This window comes from Nocardioides sp. Z24_21 (assembly GCF_058134345.1).
In genome coordinates this window covers 988,611-1,004,446 of sequence record NZ_JBYTTH010000001.1, presented here as the reverse complement: position 1 = coordinate 1,004,446, position 15,836 = coordinate 988,611, and the positions used below count along the sequence as shown (strand labels likewise).

At 73.7% G+C, this 15,836-nt stretch carries 14 protein-coding genes; 9 read left to right on the top strand and 5 right to left on the bottom strand.

Annotated elements, in window-relative coordinates; all coding sequences use genetic code 11:
- Positions 1-24 precede the first annotated feature (24 nt).
- On the bottom strand, positions 25-2,646 hold the full coding sequence (locus tag AC3X7Z_RS04890; protein WP_489975183.1) for a CHAT domain-containing protein: 2,622 nt from the start codon (positions 2,644-2,646) through the stop codon (positions 25-27).
- 182 nt (positions 2,647-2,828) lie between these two features.
- Between AC3X7Z_RS04890 and AC3X7Z_RS04885 the strand changes: the two genes are divergently transcribed.
- Positions 2,829-4,109: a S8 family peptidase gene (locus AC3X7Z_RS04885; protein WP_489975182.1), complete on the top strand. Its 1,281-nt coding sequence runs from the start codon at positions 2,829-2,831 to the stop codon at positions 4,107-4,109.
- Between the two features lie 198 nt (positions 4,110-4,307).
- Here the strand turns inward: AC3X7Z_RS04885 and AC3X7Z_RS04880 are convergent, their stop codons facing one another.
- Complete coding sequence (locus tag AC3X7Z_RS04880; protein ID WP_241005217.1) at positions 4,308-5,015, bottom strand: FAD-binding oxidoreductase; 708 nt, start codon at positions 5,013-5,015, stop codon at positions 4,308-4,310.
- A gap of 1 nt (position 5,016) precedes the next feature.
- Entirely contained in the window at positions 5,017-5,625 is a 609-nt protein-coding gene (locus tag AC3X7Z_RS04875; RefSeq protein ID WP_186339175.1) for a sulfite oxidase-like oxidoreductase, read from the bottom strand.
- A 91-nt stretch (positions 5,626-5,716) separates the two neighbouring features.
- On the opposite strand from AC3X7Z_RS04875, the gene AC3X7Z_RS04870 reads away from it, so the two are divergent.
- A complete protein-coding gene (locus AC3X7Z_RS04870) occupies positions 5,717-6,328 on the top strand; it encodes a hypothetical protein (RefSeq protein ID WP_186339174.1) in 612 nt (203 codons plus the stop codon).
- Between the two features lie 35 nt (positions 6,329-6,363).
- Here AC3X7Z_RS04870 and AC3X7Z_RS04865 read toward each other — a convergent pair whose 3' ends face one another.
- Both AC3X7Z_RS04865 and AC3X7Z_RS04860 read right to left on the bottom strand, forming a co-directional pair.
- Positions 6,364-6,591 (bottom strand): hypothetical protein, encoded by a 228-nt coding sequence (locus AC3X7Z_RS04865; protein ID WP_186339173.1) that lies wholly within the window; start codon positions 6,589-6,591, stop codon positions 6,364-6,366.
- A gap of 156 nt (positions 6,592-6,747) precedes the next feature.
- Positions 6,748-8,328, bottom strand: a complete 1,581-nt coding sequence (locus tag AC3X7Z_RS04860; RefSeq protein WP_489975181.1) for a dolichyl-phosphate-mannose--protein mannosyltransferase — start codon at positions 8,326-8,328, stop codon at positions 6,748-6,750.
- Between the two features lie 190 nt (positions 8,329-8,518).
- Between AC3X7Z_RS04860 and rsmI the strand changes: the two genes are divergently transcribed.
- The 7 genes from rsmI to AC3X7Z_RS04825 all read left to right on the top strand — a co-directional run bounded on the left by rsmI (position 8,519) and on the right by AC3X7Z_RS04825 (position 15,813).
- Positions 8,519-9,349, top strand: a complete 831-nt coding sequence (gene rsmI, locus AC3X7Z_RS04855; RefSeq protein ID WP_489975180.1) for a 16S rRNA (cytidine(1402)-2'-O)-methyltransferase — start codon at positions 8,519-8,521, stop codon at positions 9,347-9,349.
- Positions 9,336-10,247: a TatD family hydrolase gene (locus AC3X7Z_RS04850; RefSeq protein WP_489975179.1), complete on the top strand. Its 912-nt coding sequence runs from the start codon at positions 9,336-9,338 to the stop codon at positions 10,245-10,247. Before rsmI ends, AC3X7Z_RS04850 begins: the two co-directional genes overlap by 14 nt.
- A 288-nt stretch (positions 10,248-10,535) precedes the next feature.
- Positions 10,536-11,675, top strand: coding sequence for a resuscitation-promoting factor (locus AC3X7Z_RS04845; protein WP_277395302.1), 1,140 nt, complete (start codon positions 10,536-10,538; stop codon positions 11,673-11,675).
- 29 nt (positions 11,676-11,704) lie between these two features.
- Positions 11,705-12,589: a 16S rRNA (adenine(1518)-N(6)/adenine(1519)-N(6))-dimethyltransferase RsmA gene (rsmA, locus tag AC3X7Z_RS04840; RefSeq protein ID WP_186339169.1), complete on the top strand. Its 885-nt coding sequence runs from the start codon at positions 11,705-11,707 to the stop codon at positions 12,587-12,589.
- Positions 12,586-13,605: a 4-(cytidine 5'-diphospho)-2-C-methyl-D-erythritol kinase gene (locus tag AC3X7Z_RS04835; RefSeq protein WP_489975178.1), complete on the top strand. Its 1,020-nt coding sequence runs from the start codon at positions 12,586-12,588 to the stop codon at positions 13,603-13,605. Before rsmA ends, AC3X7Z_RS04835 begins: the two co-directional genes overlap by 4 nt.
- 111 nt (positions 13,606-13,716) lie before the next feature.
- A complete protein-coding gene (locus AC3X7Z_RS04830) occupies positions 13,717-14,214 on the top strand; it encodes a hypothetical protein (RefSeq protein WP_489975177.1) in 498 nt (165 codons plus the stop codon).
- Positions 14,215-14,271: 57 nt separating this feature from the next.
- Complete coding sequence (locus AC3X7Z_RS04825; protein WP_186339166.1) at positions 14,272-15,813, top strand: flotillin family protein; 1,542 nt, start codon at positions 14,272-14,274, stop codon at positions 15,811-15,813.
- Positions 15,814-15,836 lie beyond the last annotated feature (23 nt).

Here is a 15,836-nt window from a genome sequence, read left to right as displayed (position 1 = left end):
GGCGGTCCTGCGTCTGCGGCGGGGTCAGGTCCCCAGGGCGGTGAAGCTCACCGCGGTCGCGAGGAGGAGCTGGTCGTCCGCGACGGCCTGGCGAGTCAGGAGCATCGCCGCGGCACCGCTCTCGCCGTCTCGCAGCGCGGCGTGGAGGTGCGTCATCACCTCGGCGGTCGCGTGGTCGTGCACCTTGACCAGGCTCGAGACGACGCCGGCACTGCCCATCGCCAGCAGGCTCACGCTGAGGCCGAGCAGCTCGTCGGCGCCGACGGGCTGCATGTCGCCCGTCTCGCACGCCGAGAGCACCACCCGGTGCGGCGGGCGGGCGAGCCGTTCGAGGTCGTGGACCATCAGCGGACCGTCGGCGAGCTCGATGGAGGAGAACAGCGGGTTGTCCTTGCGGAAGCTGCCGTGCGCCGCGATGTGGACGAGCGCGGCGCCGTCGATGCCGGCCAGGCAGGCCTGGACCGTCGCGGTGTCGCCGGCCAGGTGGGCGGCGTCCGGGTCGTGGCGTCGGAGGGTCTCGACCTCGGCGCCCCCGGAGGCCAGCCCCGGGCCGACGATGAAGCTGCGCCGGTCGCTGGCCGGACGTCGGCGCGACGCCCGCAGCCACAGCCGCGCCGACGGCGTGCTCGACACGGCCCGGTCGGTCAGCGCCGGGACCAGCGCCCAGGGGAGGCGCTGGAGCTGGTTGGTGGCCGAGACCAGCACCGGCCCCGAGCCGGGGACCGCCTGGTCGCCGAGCAGCGCGGCCTGGAGGCGGGCGCCGGCCTGGGCCAGTGCGACCGACTGCCCCCGCCCGGCCCGGGTGAGCAGGAACCGGGCGTACTCCTGGGCCTGCACCGCCTTGGCGAGGTCGCCGACGTGCACGAGCCGGGCGCGCCCGCGGTGTGCCACCACTGCGTGGAGGTCGCCGTCGAGGGTGAACAGCTCGACGAGCGTCGTGTCGTGCTCGGCCAGGGTGTCGAGCAGCTCGGACACCTCGGTGCGCGCACCGTCCGCACCGGCCGGGTCGTGGGCACCCGACGCCCGTCCGCTGCGCAGCAGGTGCCTCTCGCGGATGCGGCGCTCCAGCTCGGCGATGCGGCGCTCGAGGTGCGCGGTGGGCTGTCCGGCGTCGCGGGCGGAGTTGGCCTGCTGGGTCTGCGACCGCAGGGCGGCCAGGTCACGGGCGGTGTCGTCGTCGCGGTGCACGACGCTCGGCGCGTCCACGACGGTGCCCCGCCAGCGCTCGGTCCAGTGCAGCACCTGGCGCGGACGGCCCGCGGCCAGTGCCGAGCGGAGGCCGAGCGTGGCCAGCTCCTGCCCGCGCGCGGAGGCGAGGGCGCGCAGCTCGTCGCTCCCCAGCAGGATCTGGTGCTCCGCGATGGCCGAGAGCCCCCGCTCGCAGGCGCGCAGGGTGGCCGCGGTGCGCCCGGCAGCCATCTGCCGGCGGGCCGTGGCGAGCCATCCGAGCGCCCGGGTCAGGGCCGCGTCGTGCCGCTTCGCACGCTCGGCCTCGCGCAGCAGCTCGTCGGCGAGGCCGGGCTCGGCGTCCCCGACGATGGTGGCCGCCAGGAGCAGCACCTGGACGTGCTCGGGGATGCGCAGGCGCCGTGACCGCTCGACCAACGCGAGGGCGTCTCGCCGCAGCGCCGGCGACGTGCGTCGGCTGCGAGCGTGCCGGGCGGTGAGGGCCACCAGCTGCACGCGTGCGGCGAACCACTCGCGTCCCTGGTGGGTGAGGATCCGCGCGGCGCGAGACGCCGTCGACTCCGCACGGTCGTGGTCGCCGGCGGCGAGCGCGACGCGGGCCTGGACGCTGAGCAGGTCGGCCTGCTCCTTGGCAGGCCACGATCCCTCCTCGAGCGCCGACGCGACGCTCTCGCGCGCCTCCGGCAGCAGCCCGGCGGTGAGGTAGGCGGTGCTGCGGTCGATGACGAGGTCGGCTGTCGTCGCGCCCGTCTTGGCGAACGCCTCGGCGGCCTCGCCCAGCAGGGCGAACGCGCGGGGCAGGTCGCCGGCGAGGTAGGCGACGTAGCTGTGGTTCTGCACGGTGACGGCGTGGGTGAAGTCGTCGCCGAGCTCGGTGCTGATGCGTCCGGCCAGGGCGAAGTGCCGGTCGGCGGCCTCGAGGGCGCCGCGGAACAGGCACGCGTAGCCCAGCAGGTTGAGCGCCCGTGCGTGCCACACCTGGTCGCCCTCGGCCGCGAACCGCTCGACGGCCCTGGTCATGTCGGCGGCGCCCTCGTCGAAGCGGCCCTGCGCCGTGATGTAGACCCACCCGCGCCGCGTCAGCGCAGTCGCGCGCTCCGTGCCGCGAAGGACCGCGATGGCCGCGTCGAGGTGCTCGAGGCCCTCCCGGGTCCGTCCGGCCGTGGCGAGGGTGCCGCCGAGCGTGGCCTGGACGTCGGCCCGGCGCGTGCGGCTGCCCGCCTCCTCGGCAAGGCGCATCGCGGTGCGCAGCTCGCGCAGCGCCCGCGGCAGGTCGCCCTGCTCACGGTGCGCGATGCCGAGGACCTGACGGGCGTAGGACAGGGTGATCGGGTCGCTGCTGCTGCGCACCAGGTCGTGGGCGCGCGCCCGTGCGCCGGCGAGGTCGACGAACATCCCGCGCAGGAGCTCGGCCGCCTCGTCCTGCGACTGCTTGGCGCGCACGGACCGGTCGGTCAACAGGCCCCCTCTCGCGGGTGCACCCCCGATGCGCGCCCCACCGGGATCCTACTGACGTACGCCGCTCCCCAGGCACGCTCGGCGCCACGTGGACGCGCCGGTGCGCGCAGGCCGTTCCGCGCGGTGAAACCCGACCGCGGCAAACCGTCCTCGCCGCCCCCGAGTGGGTCTAGTGTCCGAGCATGGCTCACGACCACGAGATCAAGGACGACGCCCGTCGCAAGCTGACCGACCAAGTGCTGAACTTCCACGAGGCCAACGGCGATGCCGTGGCGTGGAACACCGAGGCTCCCGCTGACTTCACCTTCCTCTTCGACCCCGATCACCTGCTGGTGCGCACGAGCGCCGTGGAGGCGTTCGAGCGGGCCGTCGCGGCCACCAAGGACGAGCTGCTCGACGGTGAGCTCACGCGGGCCGAGGAGTCGGTCCAGGGCCGGCTGGTCCGCTACCGGCTCCCACCCCGCCGCGCCGGGCTGTCGCTTCCCGACGTCGTGACCGAGCTGCGGCGCATCGGCGACTTCCCGCCGGGCGACGTGACCCTCGACCACTGGATCCACGTCGCGCCGGGCGGCGGCACCCTCTGCCCGGCGATCGAGCCGGAGGAGACGGGCCTGAAGGAGCCGTGGCCGGGGCAGTGCGAGCCCCGCAGGCGCAAGCGCAAGCCGGTGCGGGTCTCGGTGGTCGACTCCGGCTGGCACCCGCCGGCCGCGACGGACCCGCGCACCCCGTGGCTGGCGGGCGTCGAGGGCGACGACGAGCTCAACGGGCCCGACCTTCGCGAGTACGCCGGGCACGGCACGTTCATCGCGGGCATCATCCGCTGCCTCGCCCCCCACACCGACATCTACGTCGAGGGGTTCTGCATCGGCGGCGCCGGCGGCGGGGGCATCCTCGAGTCGCGGATCGTCGACCAGCTCGAGGAGGCCCTCGCCCGTGACCCGAAGGTCATCAACCTCTCCGCGGGCTGCCGCACCCACGACGACCTCCCCTCCCTCGCCTTCGAGGTCTTCTACGAGACCCTGCTCAAGGAGCGCGACTGCGTGCTCGTCGCGGCCGCGGGCAACGACGCGTCGCCCGCCCCGTTCTGGCCGGCCGCTGCCCCGTGGGCGATCGGCGTCGGGTCGCTCGACCATGACGGCCGCGTCTCGAGCTACTCCAACTACGGCGTCTCCGCCGACGTCTACGCCCTGGGACGCAACATCGTCAACGCGTTCCCCGACGGCACCTTCACCTGCGAGGAGACGCCCAGCAAGGGCGACGTCCGGGTCTTCAACACCGGCATGGCGCGGTGGTCCGGCACGTCGTTCTCCGCACCGGTGGTCGCCGGCCTGATCGCCCGGGAGATCTACGCGTCGGGCTCGTCGGCCGCCGACGCCGCAGAGGCCGTGCTGGCGACCAGCGCGTACATGTCCGACCCTGCCGTGGGGCCGCTCCAGGGGTTGCGCCAGCCCTACGACGCCTAGCCGTACTGCTCGCACACGTCGGTCGTTCGGGTGGCGACACGATCGGCGCCTCCCACGCTGGGCCTGCCCCGAGCCTTCAGGGCGGGCCAGCCAAGACACCCTCGTCCCCGCTAGGACACCCGGATCCGGGTGGTTGAGCGGGCATGTGACCGCTTGAGTCGGGGCGCGGACGCCGAGGCCGGCCCCCGCGCCCCCGGCTCAGGCCGAGTCGCCCGTGGGCCCGAAGCGCTCCACCCGGATCGATGCGGGGGCGAGGCCGCACGCGACGAGCAGCTCCTCGGCGTACGCCGCGAACCGGGCCGACCCGCACACGAAGCCGAGCTCGACGCCGTCCAGCAGCGGGGTGAGCTCCTCGACCGTGAACGGTCCGGCGGGCCGGCCGTCCACGTCGGCGCGGGTCCAGGCCATCGTGGCGCCGTGACGCTCGAGCTCGGCGGCATAGGGGAGCTCCTCGCGGCTGCGGCCCACCGCGGCGATGCGCAGCAGGTCGGTGCGGCCCAGCCGTCGTGCCGTGCGCGCCATCGCCACGGCGGGCACGACCCCGGTGCCGCCGACGAGGCACAGGACGGGGGTCTCGGTGTCCCAGACGAACCAGCGGCCGATCGGCCCGCGCAGCTCGAGCACGTCGCCCACCTCGGCGACGTCGGCGAGGAACTCCGAGACCTCGCCGTCCGGCTGCCGCTCGATGAGCAGCTCGAGGAGCGGGTCGTCGGTGTCGGAGGCCAGGGAGTACGACCGCTGGGCCGTGTAGCCGTCGGGGGCACGCAGCCGCACCAGGTAGTGCTGCCCGGGCAGGTGGCGGGGCCGGCCCTCGACGTGCATCCGCAGCCGCACCGTGGTCGGGGTCGGCATGTCCTTGGCGATGATGCGGCCGTCGGTCCAGGCCGCCAGGGGCGCCGGGGCCACGTCAGTCGCCCTGGTAGCGCTGCTCGAGCCACGGGTCGCCGCGGTCGTGGTAGCCGTTCTGCTCCCAGAAGCCCGGCCGGTCCTCGGCCATCAGCTCGAGCCGGGAGAGCCACTTGGCGGACTTCCAGAAGTAGAGGTGCGGCACGAGCAGCCGCAGCGGCCCGCCGTGCTGGCGGGGGAGCGGCTCGCCGTCGAAGCTCCACACCACCCACGCCTTGCCGCCGGTGACGTCGGCGAGCGGCAGGTTGGTGGTGTAGCCGGTGATCGAGTGCGCCATCACGTAGCCGGCCGAGCCCTCGGGCGCCGCGACGTCGAGGAGGTCGTCCACGCTGACGCCGCTGAAGGTGGTGTCGAACTTCGACCAGGTGGTGACGCAGTGGATGTCGCCGAAGAACGTCGACCCGGGGAAGGCGTGCAGCTCCGACCAGCTCCACGTGTGCGGCGACGCCACCAGCCCGTCGACGCTCAGCGTCCACGTCTCGGCCGGCTGCTGCGGGGTGGCCTCGGCGCTCAGCACCGGCCACGACGACCCGGTGTCGTACTGCCCCGGTGGCAGGCGGCCGTGCTGCGGCTCGGGACGACGGCGGTGGAAGCCTCGGGTGACGGGCATGGTCTGCTCCAGAGGGATCAGGGGACTCGTCCGACAGTCTGCCGCCGCGGCGCCGGTCGTGGGACCCCGTGGGGCGGACTACCGTCTGAGCGTGACCGACTACCAGCGGATCCTCGTGGTCAGCACGCAGGCCGGCGCCGACGAGCTCGCGCGCGTGCGGTCCGGGCTCGGCTCCTCCGCGACCGTCGTCACCGCCCCGACGGTCGAGGGCAAGCGCGTGGTCCAGGCGCTCGGACGCCCCGCCCATCCCGAGGTGCTGCTCGCGCCGGTGCGCTTCCCCGGCGTGGACCGCGGGCACCGGCTCGACGAGGTCGTACGCCGCCACGCGGTCGCCGACCGCTTCCGCGACGTGGTCGTGGTGGCCGACCCGGCGACGATCACGCTCCTGCTGCGGGTGCTGGCCCCCGACCAGCTGCCGGCGTCCGGACCCGTCACCGAGGTCGGCCTGCCGCGTGGGGCGCGCCCGGTGCCGCTGCTCTGGGCGGCCGTCGCCGGCGTGGGGCTCGCGGTGCTGGCCGGGCTGTTGTCGGCCGTCCTGTCGTTCTGGGTGCTGCCCGCCGTCGTCGGGGTCGCCGGCCTGGTGCTGCTGGCGGTGCCCGGTCGGCGGTGGGTCGGGGAGGCGGCGCTGATCGCCGTCGTCGTCTCGCTGGTGGTCTCGCTGTTCGCGATCGTCGGGTCGACGAGGTTCCCGGGCGCCTGGTGACCGACCTGGTGACGACCTGGTGACGACCTGCGGCGTCAGCCCTTGCGCTGGCCGAAGAGCAGTCCGCGACGCATCGAGCGACGCGGCCGCGGGATCGCGGGGGCGGGCCACCACTCGACACAGACGTAGCCGGCGCGGTTGAAGCCCTCGCGGTAGACGAAGTTGTCGCCGCACCCGCACACCCAGCGCTCGCCGAGCTCGTGGTCGTCGCCCCTGGGCGCTCCCTCGGTCTGCAGGCAGACATGAATCATCGTCGAGTCCATCGCAACGCCCCCTCCTCGCGTCGACACCCGGCAGCAGCCCGGGTCGGCCCATCGTCATCGGACGCGAGCGCAAAGAGAATGGGCACGCGCGGAAGTGCGGACCATCTTGAGACAACCGCGACAATTCGTGCCGGGTTCGGGGCGAGCGGGCGGGCGTCAGATCCAGCGCAGGAACCAGATGCGGGCGTTCCACTCCGACTTCGTCAGCAGCGCGTCGGTCCAGATCGGCCAGAACCACGCGAACGCGATCAGGGCGAGCACCGTGTAGCTGCCGGCCACCACCACGCCGAACGTGCGGCGCGGGGTCGGGACGTCGGAGGTGCCGATGAGGTGGCCCATCGCGAGCACGATCGAGAGCACCAGGAAGGGCAGGGCGGTGATCGCGTAGAAGAAGAAGATGGGCCGGTCGTCGTAGGCGAACCACGGCAGCCAGGTGCTGGCGAGGCCGGCGACGGCCACCCCGTGTCGCCAGTCGCGGGCGCCGATCCACAGCAGCAGCGAGGCGACCATGGCCAGGCAGCCGCCCCACCAGATCACCGGGTTGCCGATCAGCAGGACCTGCCGGATGCAGCTCGAGCCGGACGGTGCCTCGCACCCCTGCGACCCCGGCTGGATGTCGGTCTGGGCGTCGACGCCGACCGGACGGCCGATCACCAGCCAGGTCGACGGCTTGGAGGCGTAGACGTGGGAGGAGTCGTCGAGGAAGTGGCTGTGGAACGTGTAGACGTCCTGGTGGTAGGACCACAGCGAGCGCAGCGACTGGGCCACCTCGCCCAGCCCCTCCGCGTCGGGCTCGCTCGCGGTGGGCCACGGCTCGCCGCCGCCGTAGGACGTGTACTGCGTGTTGCTGAAGGCCTCCTCGTAGGCGTCGGCATGGATCAGCCAGCCCGTCCACGACGCGACGTACGTCGCCAGCGCGACGCCGACGAGGGCGACGAACGCCGGGATGCCGTCGAGGACGACCGAGCGCAGCAGCGGTCGGCGCTGGCCGAACGCGCGGCGGGCGCCGGCGCTCCACAGCCACGCGAGCAGACCGAAGACGGCCAGGCCGTAGACGGCCGACCACTTGGTGCCGCAGGCGAGCCCGAACGCGACGCCTCCGGCGACCAGCCACGGGCGCCACCAGAAGAGACCGCGACGGCCGCCGCCGGACGCCAGCCGGTCGCGCAGCCACTGGCGGTCCGCGACCACGCAGTGCACGCCGCAGAGGGTGAAGAACGCGAGGAAGATGTCGAGCAGCGCCAGCCGCGACAGCACGAGCTGCAGGCCGTCGATCGAGAGCAGCAGCCCGCCGACGAGACCCAGCACAGTGGAGCCGGTGACGCGACGGACGAACCGGCACATCAGCAGCACCATGAGCGCGCCCACCACCGCCGACGCCGTGCGCCACCCGGTGGGGTCCATCCCGAAGACCTTGATCCCCGCGGCGATCAGCCACTTGCCGACCTCGGGGTGCACGATCATCGACGGTCCGTCCTCGAACAAACCGGTGAGGCTGCCGTTGAGGATCGTCTTGTCGGCGTCCTCGACGTAGTCGCGCACGTAGCCGTGGTTGAGCAGCGACCACGCGTCCTTGGCGTAGTAGGTCTCGTCGAAGGCGAACGCGTGGGGCGTGCCGAGGTGCCAGCGCCGCAGGAAGAAGGCGAGGGCGGCCAGGCAGAGCGCGCCCGCCCACCCGAGCACCGGGTCCTCCGATCGCCAGCGCGGGCGATTGCGCTCGGCCGCTGTCGGAGTCACGCGAGGCACTCTAGCCAGACCCGCGCGAGGCCACGGGCGTACGCACGGCCGGGCGCGACCGCGTCGTCGCCGACCGCGGCGGAGCCGGGAGCCGGACCCCCGCGGCGAACATCTACGGTGAACCCATGAGCACCCCCCGACGTTCTTCTCCTCCGCTCCGCTCCTCCGAACAACGCCGCGGGGACCCCGCTTGACTGGCGTCCTGGTCCTCGCGGGCACCCCGATCGGGCAGGCCGGCGACGCGCCACCGCGGCTGGCGGAGGAGCTGTCCGGCGCCGACGTGGTCGCCGCCGAGGACACCCGGCGGCTCAAGCGGCTCTGCGCCGACCTGGGCATCACGCTGCGCGGGCGGGTGGTGTCCTACTTCGAGGGCAACGAGCAGGCGCGCACGCCCGTGCTGCTGGAGGCGCTGCTCGCCGGCGAGCGGGTCGTGCTGGTGACCGACGCCGGGATGCCCAGCGTCTCCGACCCCGGCTACCGGCTGGTCGCGGCCGCGGTCGAGCACGACGTGCGCGTCACGGCGGTGCCGGGGCCGAGCGCGGTGCTCACCGCGCTCGCCGTCAGCGGCCTCCCGGTCGACCGGTTCTGCTTCGAGGGCTTCCTGCCCCGCAAGGCCGGGGAGCGCGGGCGTCGCCTGGCCGCCCTGGCCGCCGAGGAGCGGACCATGGTCTTCTTCGAGGCGCCGCACCGCACCGAGGCCGCGTTGGCGGCGATGGCCGACGCGCTGGGCGACGACCGCCCGGCCGCGGTGTGCCGCGAGCTCACCAAGACGCACGAGGAGGTGCGCCGGGGGCCGCTGGCCGAGCTGGCCGCCTGGGCCGCCGACGGCGTCCGCGGCGAGGTGACGATCGTGGTGGAGGGCTCCAGCGGCGCCCCCGCCGTCGACACCGACCCGGGCTCGATCCGCTCGGCCGTGGCGGGCCTGGAGGCCTCCGGCTCGACCCGCAAGGAGGCGATCGCCGAGGTCGCCCGTCGGGCCGGGTTGCCCAAGCGGGAGGTGTACGACGTTGTCCACCGGTGACCAGGCATCGGAGCCGGGGCCGACCCGCAGCCGCGCCGCCACCGAGGAGAGGTCGGGAGCCCGGCGCGACCGTGAGCGCCCGCCTGCGCCGGAGCCGCTGCCGCACCCCGTCGTCGACAACCACTGCCACCTCGACATCGCCGACGGCGACTGGCTCGACACCGCCGACGCGATCGCGGCGGCGGCGGCCGTCGGCGTGCCGCGGATCGTGCAGATCGGCTGTGACCTGCCGGGCGCCCGCTGGGCGGTGGCCGCGGCGGCCGAGCACGACGCCCTGGTCGCCGGCGTGGCGCTGCACCCCAACGAGGCGCCCCGGCTCGCCGAGGCCGGGCGGCTGGAGGAGGCGCTGGACGAGATCGAGCGGCTCGCGCAGTCGCACGCGAAGGTGCGCGCCATCGGTGAGACCGGGCTCGACACGTTCCGCACGGGCGAGGAGGGCCGCACCGCCCAGGAGGAGAGCTTCCGCCGCCACATCGACCTCGCCAAGCGGCTCGACAAGACGCTGGTCATCCACGACCGCGACGCCCACGACGACGTGCTCCGCGTCCTCGACGAGGAGGGTGCCCCCGAGCGCTGGGTGATGCACTGCTTCTCCGGCGACGCCTCGTTCGCGCGCCGGTGCCTCGACCGCGGGGCCCACCTCAGCTTCGCCGGCACGGTGACGTTCAAGAACGCCGCCCCCCTGCGCGAGGCGCTGGCGATCACGCCCGTCGACCGGGTGCTGGTGGAGACGGACGCGCCCTACCTGACCCCGACGCCGTGGCGCGGACGACCCAACGCGTCCTACCTGGTGCCGCACACCGTGCGGGCGATGGCCGAGGTGCTGCAGGCCGACCTGGAGCACCTCTGCCGGGCGATCGACGCCACCACCGAGGTGGCCTTCGGGGGACCCTGGTAGCCGGTCCGTCGACGGGCGGGCGTGCCCTCCCCGCGGGTGGACGTGGGGAGGGTCTCCCCAGAAATCCGCCCTCAGGAGTTTGCGTCGTCGCCCGTCATCGTTATCGTCTTGTGATTGTTGGCCGGGATCGGGAGCGATGTCCGGCAGCAGGAGGACCGGTTCGGGCCGGTCCTGCGAGACCCCCGCTCGCACGTCGCACGACTCCCACGGCTCTTCCCGTGGATGCCGCGCACGCTCGACCGGGGGGTGCTGCCCCCGAGGCCCGGACAGAACGACGTTCGGAGAATCGTGCGCTCTCGTCTCGCGCAGCTCAGCAGGTCCAAGACCGTCCTGGCGACCCTCGGGGCGCTCGTCGTGGCAGCCGTCGGAGGAACGACGGTCGGCTACGCCGCCCTCACCAAGGACGTGACCCTCACCCTCGACGGGGACCCTCGGCAGGTCAGCGCCATCGGCGGCACCGTCGGCGACGTCCTCGAGGCCGAGGGTGTCGAGCTCACCGACAAGGACCTGGTCGCTCCAGCGCTCGACGAGCCGGTCAGCGACGGCTCGGCCATCGCCGTGCAGTTCGGGCGACCGCTCGAGCTCTCGGTCGACGGCACGGCGCACACCTACTGGGTCAACTCGACCGACGTGGCCAGTGCCCTCGGTGAGATCGGGCGCCGATTCGCCGGCGCCGACCTGTCGGCCAGCCGCAGCTCGGCGATCGGTCGCGACGGCCTCGCCCTCGAGGTCGTCACCCCCAAGGTGGTGCACCTCAAGCTGGGCGGCAAGCAGCTGAAGAAGCGCAAGCTGGCCGCGATGACGGTCGCCGACGTGCTCGACGACGCCGGCTTCGACGTCGACCGGCACGACAAGGTGCGTCCCTCGCTGACCACCGAGATCGCCGACGGCGACAAGATCGTCGTCACCGACATCCGGGTGGTGACCAGGAAGGTCGCCCGCGAGGTGGTCGAGGCCCCGGTCGTCGAGCGCGAGGACTCCTCGATGCTGGAGGGCAAGCAGGAGGTCGTGCGCGCCGGTCGCGACGGCGTCCGCAACGTCACCTACCGCCTGCGCTTCGTCAACGGCGAGCTCCGGGCCCGCACGGTCGTCAAGGCCGACGTGAAGGTGAAGGCCCAGCCGCGGGTCGTCCGGGTCGGCACCAAGGAGGAGCCCGAGGAGCTGGCCGCCAACTTCGCCGGCGGCAGCACCGTGTGGGACTCGCTCGCGCAGTGCGAGTCGGGCGGCAACTGGGCCATCAACACCGGCAACGGCTACTACGGCGGCCTCCAGTTCAACCTCGGCACCTGGCGCGCCTACGGCGGCACCGGCTACCCGCACCAGGCCTCCCGCGAGACCCAGATCGCGGTCGCGACGCGCCTGCGCGACGCCACCGGCGGCTACGGCTCGTGGCCGTCCTGCTCGGCCAAGCTGGGCCTGCCGCGCTGATCGGGGACCCCCCACTAGGCTTCGCGATCATGACCACGAACCCGGCCGGCCCGAGGCTCCTCGGGCCGGCCGAGGTGCGTCAGCTGGCCGCGGAGCTCGACCTGCGCCCCACCAAGCAGCGCGGCCAGAACTTCGTCATCGACGCCAACACCGTGCGCCGGATCGTGCGCGAGTCCGCCATCACCGCCGACGACGTCGTCGTCGAGGTCGGCCCGGGCCTGGGCTCGCTCACGCTGGCCCTGCTCGCGGTCGCCCGCCGGGTGATCGCCATCGAGGTCGACCCGCTCCTCGCGGGGCGGCTGCCCGCCACCATCGCGGCGTACGCCCCCGACCAGGCCGACCGCTTCGAGGTCGTGCTGGCCGACGCGATGCGCGTGGAGTCGGTGCCCGGGCCGCCGCCGACCGCGCTGGTGGCCAACCTGCCCTACAACGTCTCGGTGCCCGTCCTGCTCCACCTCCTCACCCTGCTGCCCTCGCTGGAGCGCGGCCTGGTGATGGTGCAGGCCGAGGTCGCCGACCGCCTCGCCGCGCCACCGGGGTCGAAGACCTACGGCGTGCCGAGCGTCAAGGCCGCCTGGTTCGCCGACGTGCGCCGTGCGGGCACGATCGGCCGCAACGTCTTCTGGCCCGCCCCCAACGTCGACTCCGGGCTCGTCGCCTGGACCCGGCAGGACCCGCCGCGCACGACGGCCACCCGCGAGGAGGTCTTCGCCGTCGTCGACGCCGCCTTCGCCCAGCGGCGCAAGCAGGTGCGCGCCGCGCTGCGCGGGCTGGCGGGCTCGGCCGAGGCGGCGACCGCCGCGCTCGAGGCGGCCGGCGTCGACCCCACCGCGCGCGGCGAGGTGCTCGACGTGGGCGACTTCGCCCGGATCGCCGAAGGGCTGGCGGCCACCCGGGACCGGGCGGCGGAGTGAGCACCACCGTCCGGGCGGCCGCGAAGATCAACCTCCACCTCGGCGTCGGCGCGCCCCGCGAGGACGGCTTCCACCCGCTCGACACCGTCTACCAGGCGATCTCGCTCTACGACGACGTCACGGTCTCCACCGCCAGCTCCACCCCCAACTCCACCGCCAGCTCCACCCCCAACTCCACGGTCAGCTCCACCCCCAACTCCACGGTCAGCTCCACCCCCAACTCCACGGTCAGCTCCACCGTCGCCGAGGACTCGCTGTCCGTCTCCGGCTCGTCGTACGTCGACGTGGCCGGGGTGCCGACCGACGCCACCAACATCGCGCTGCGGGCGCTCGACGAGGCGCGGTGCGGGGGCGCCCACCTCGTGGAGATCGCCAAGCAGATCCCGGTCGCGGGCGGCATGGCCGGCGGCTCCGCCGACGCGGCGGCGGCCCTGCTCGCGCACGACCGGCTGCACGACCTGCGCCAGCCCGACGACGTGCTGCTGGCGCAGGCCGCCCGTCTCGGCAGCGACGTCCCGTTCTCACTCGTGGGAGGAACGGCGCGCGGCCGTGGCCGCGGCGAGGTCGTCGAGCCGATCGTCGACCAGGGCACCTGGTGGTGGGTCGTCGTCCCGGCCGCGGTCGGCCTCTCCACGCCGGAGGTCTACCGCCACTTCGACCGGCTCCACCCCGACGCGCCGGCGCAGCCCGCCGAGCCGACCGAGCTCCTGGCCGCCCTGGCCAGCGGCGAGCCCGTCCGGCTGGCGCGCGCGCTGCACAACGACCTGCAGGAGGCGGCCGTCGACCTGCGCCCCGAGCTGGGCGACCTGATCGACCGCGGCGAGGCCGGCGGCGCCCTGCGCGGCATGGTCAGCGGCTCGGGCCCCACGTGCGTCTTCCTCTGCGACTCGCAGGAGGGCTCGGCGGAGGTGCTCGCCGCGCTGTCGGCGTCGTACGACGTGGTGCTGAGCGCCGTCGGACCCGTCGCGGGCGCGCACGTCGTCGACACGCACCAGGTCGGGACGGGCCTGCGGTAGGTCAGGGATGGGGTCTTGACCCGATGGCGCGAACCGCTGTGGGCGGGGAAGTATGTCGCTATGGTGTGCGCAACGTCGACGACGTCGCACTGATCGCCTGGGGGAGGCATCGTGACCGTGTTCCTTGTCGTGGGCGGCGTCGGCGTGCTGCTGCTGCTCGTGACGCTCGTCCTCGGCGACGTCCTCGACGGCGCCCTCGAGGGCCTCAGCGCGGGACTCTTCTCGACCGAGGCCCTCGCCGGCTTCCTCGGCGCCCTCGGCTTCGGCGGCGCGATCGCCCTCGAGACCACCGGGTCGACCTCGCTCGCGGTCGTCGTCGGCCTCGTGCTCGGCGTCCTGCTCGGCTGGCTCGCCGCCCGGGCGTCACGGTTCCTCCACGGCGACGGCGAGGGCGACTCGGTGCGCACCTCCGACATGCTCGAGCGGATCGGCCAAGTGGTCAGCGCGATCCCCGAGGGGGGCTTCGGTGTCGTCTCGCTGACGGTCGGCGGCCACCTCACCCGCCTCAACGCCCGCTCGAGCGTCGCCCTGCCGGCCGGCACGCAGGTCAGCGTCACCCAGGTCATCTCGCCCACGGCCGTCCAGGTCGAGCCGCTCTTCCTTCCCTGAAGCCAGCCCCTCTCGTCTCGCACCACCCCACCTCACGCCCTCCTAGGAGCCCTGCCCATGTTCGGACTGTCCCCGGTGATCACCGCAGTGATCGGCCTCGTCGTCCTCCTCGTGCTGCTGGCGCTGCTGGTCACCACGCGCTACAAGGTGGCCGGGCCCAACGAGTCGTTCATCGTCACCGGACGCAAGGGCAAGGGGGAGGTGCGCAACCCGGAGACGGGTGAGATCTCGACCGACCTGTCCGGCCAGAAGGTCGTCATGGGCGGGGGCGTGTTCGTCATCCCCTTCGTGCAGCGCCTCGCGACGCTCGACCTGTCCTCGCGCCGGATCTCGGTGCAGATCCGCGGCGCGGTGTCCGGACAGGGCATCAAGCTCAACCTCGACGGAGTCGCGCTGGTCAAGGTCGGTGGCAACGAGGACTCGATCCGCGCCGCGGGCCAGCGCTTCCTCAGCCAGCAGGGCGAGATCGAGACCTTCACCCAGGAGGTCCTCGCCGGCGCGCTGCGCTCGATCGTCGGCTCCATGTCGGTCGAGCAGATCATCCGCGACCGCGCCGCCTTCGCCCAGCGCGTCGCCGAGGAGTCCGAGTCCTCGCTCACCGGCCAGGGCCTGGTGCTCGACACCTTCCAGATCCAGGACATCACCGACGACGGCTCCTACCTCGCCGACCTCGGTCGTCCCGAGGCCGCCAAGCTCAACCAGCTCGCCTCCATCGCCGAGGCCAACGCCCGCCAGGCGGCCGAGCAGGCGCGCATCGCCGCCGAGCAGGAGATCGCGGTCACCCAGCGCGCCCTCGCGCTCAAGAACGCCGAGATCAAGGCCGAGACCGACGCCGCCAACGCCCAGGCAGCGGCCGCCGGGCCGCTCGCCCAGGCCGACCGCGACCAGGCCGTGCTGCTCGAGCAGGAGAAGGTCGCGGTCCACCAGGCGGCGCTCAAGGAGCGCCAGCTCGACACCGAGGTCCGCAAGCCCGCCGACGCCGAGCGCTACCGCGTCGAGACCGAGGCGCAGGGTCGCCGCGCCTCCGCCATCCTCGAGGCCGAGGCCCGCAAGGCGTCGTCGATCGCCAACGCCGAGGCCGAGGCCGAGAAGGCCCGCCTGACCGGTGAGGGCGAGAAGTCGCGTCGCTCGGCGCTCGCCGAGGCCGAGGCCATCGAGGGTGCCAAGCGCGGTGAGGCCGAGAAGGCCCGTCGCGTCGCCGAGGCCGACGCGCTCCGTGCCGAGGGTGAGGCCCAGGCCGCCACCATCCTCGCCGCCGGCCAGGCCGAGGCCGAGGCCATGGACAAGAAGGCCGCCGCCTTCGCCGGCTACAACGAGGCCGCCGTGCTCCAGATGCTCATCGAGGTGATGCCCAAGGTGGCCGCCGAGCTGGCTCGCCCGATGGGCAACATCGACAAGCTGACGGTCATCTCGGCCGACGGCGCCGGCGAGCTGCCCAAGCAGGTGACCAACAACCTCGTGCAGACCATGGAGATGCTCAAGGCCACCACCGGCCTCGACGTCGAGTCGCTGATACAGAAGTACTCCGGCACCAACGGCTCGGCCACGCCGACCCTGGGCGAGGGGTCCTCCGCGGCCGGCGGCCAGTCGGACTCCTGACGCCGTCGGGCGTCTCCCTCACG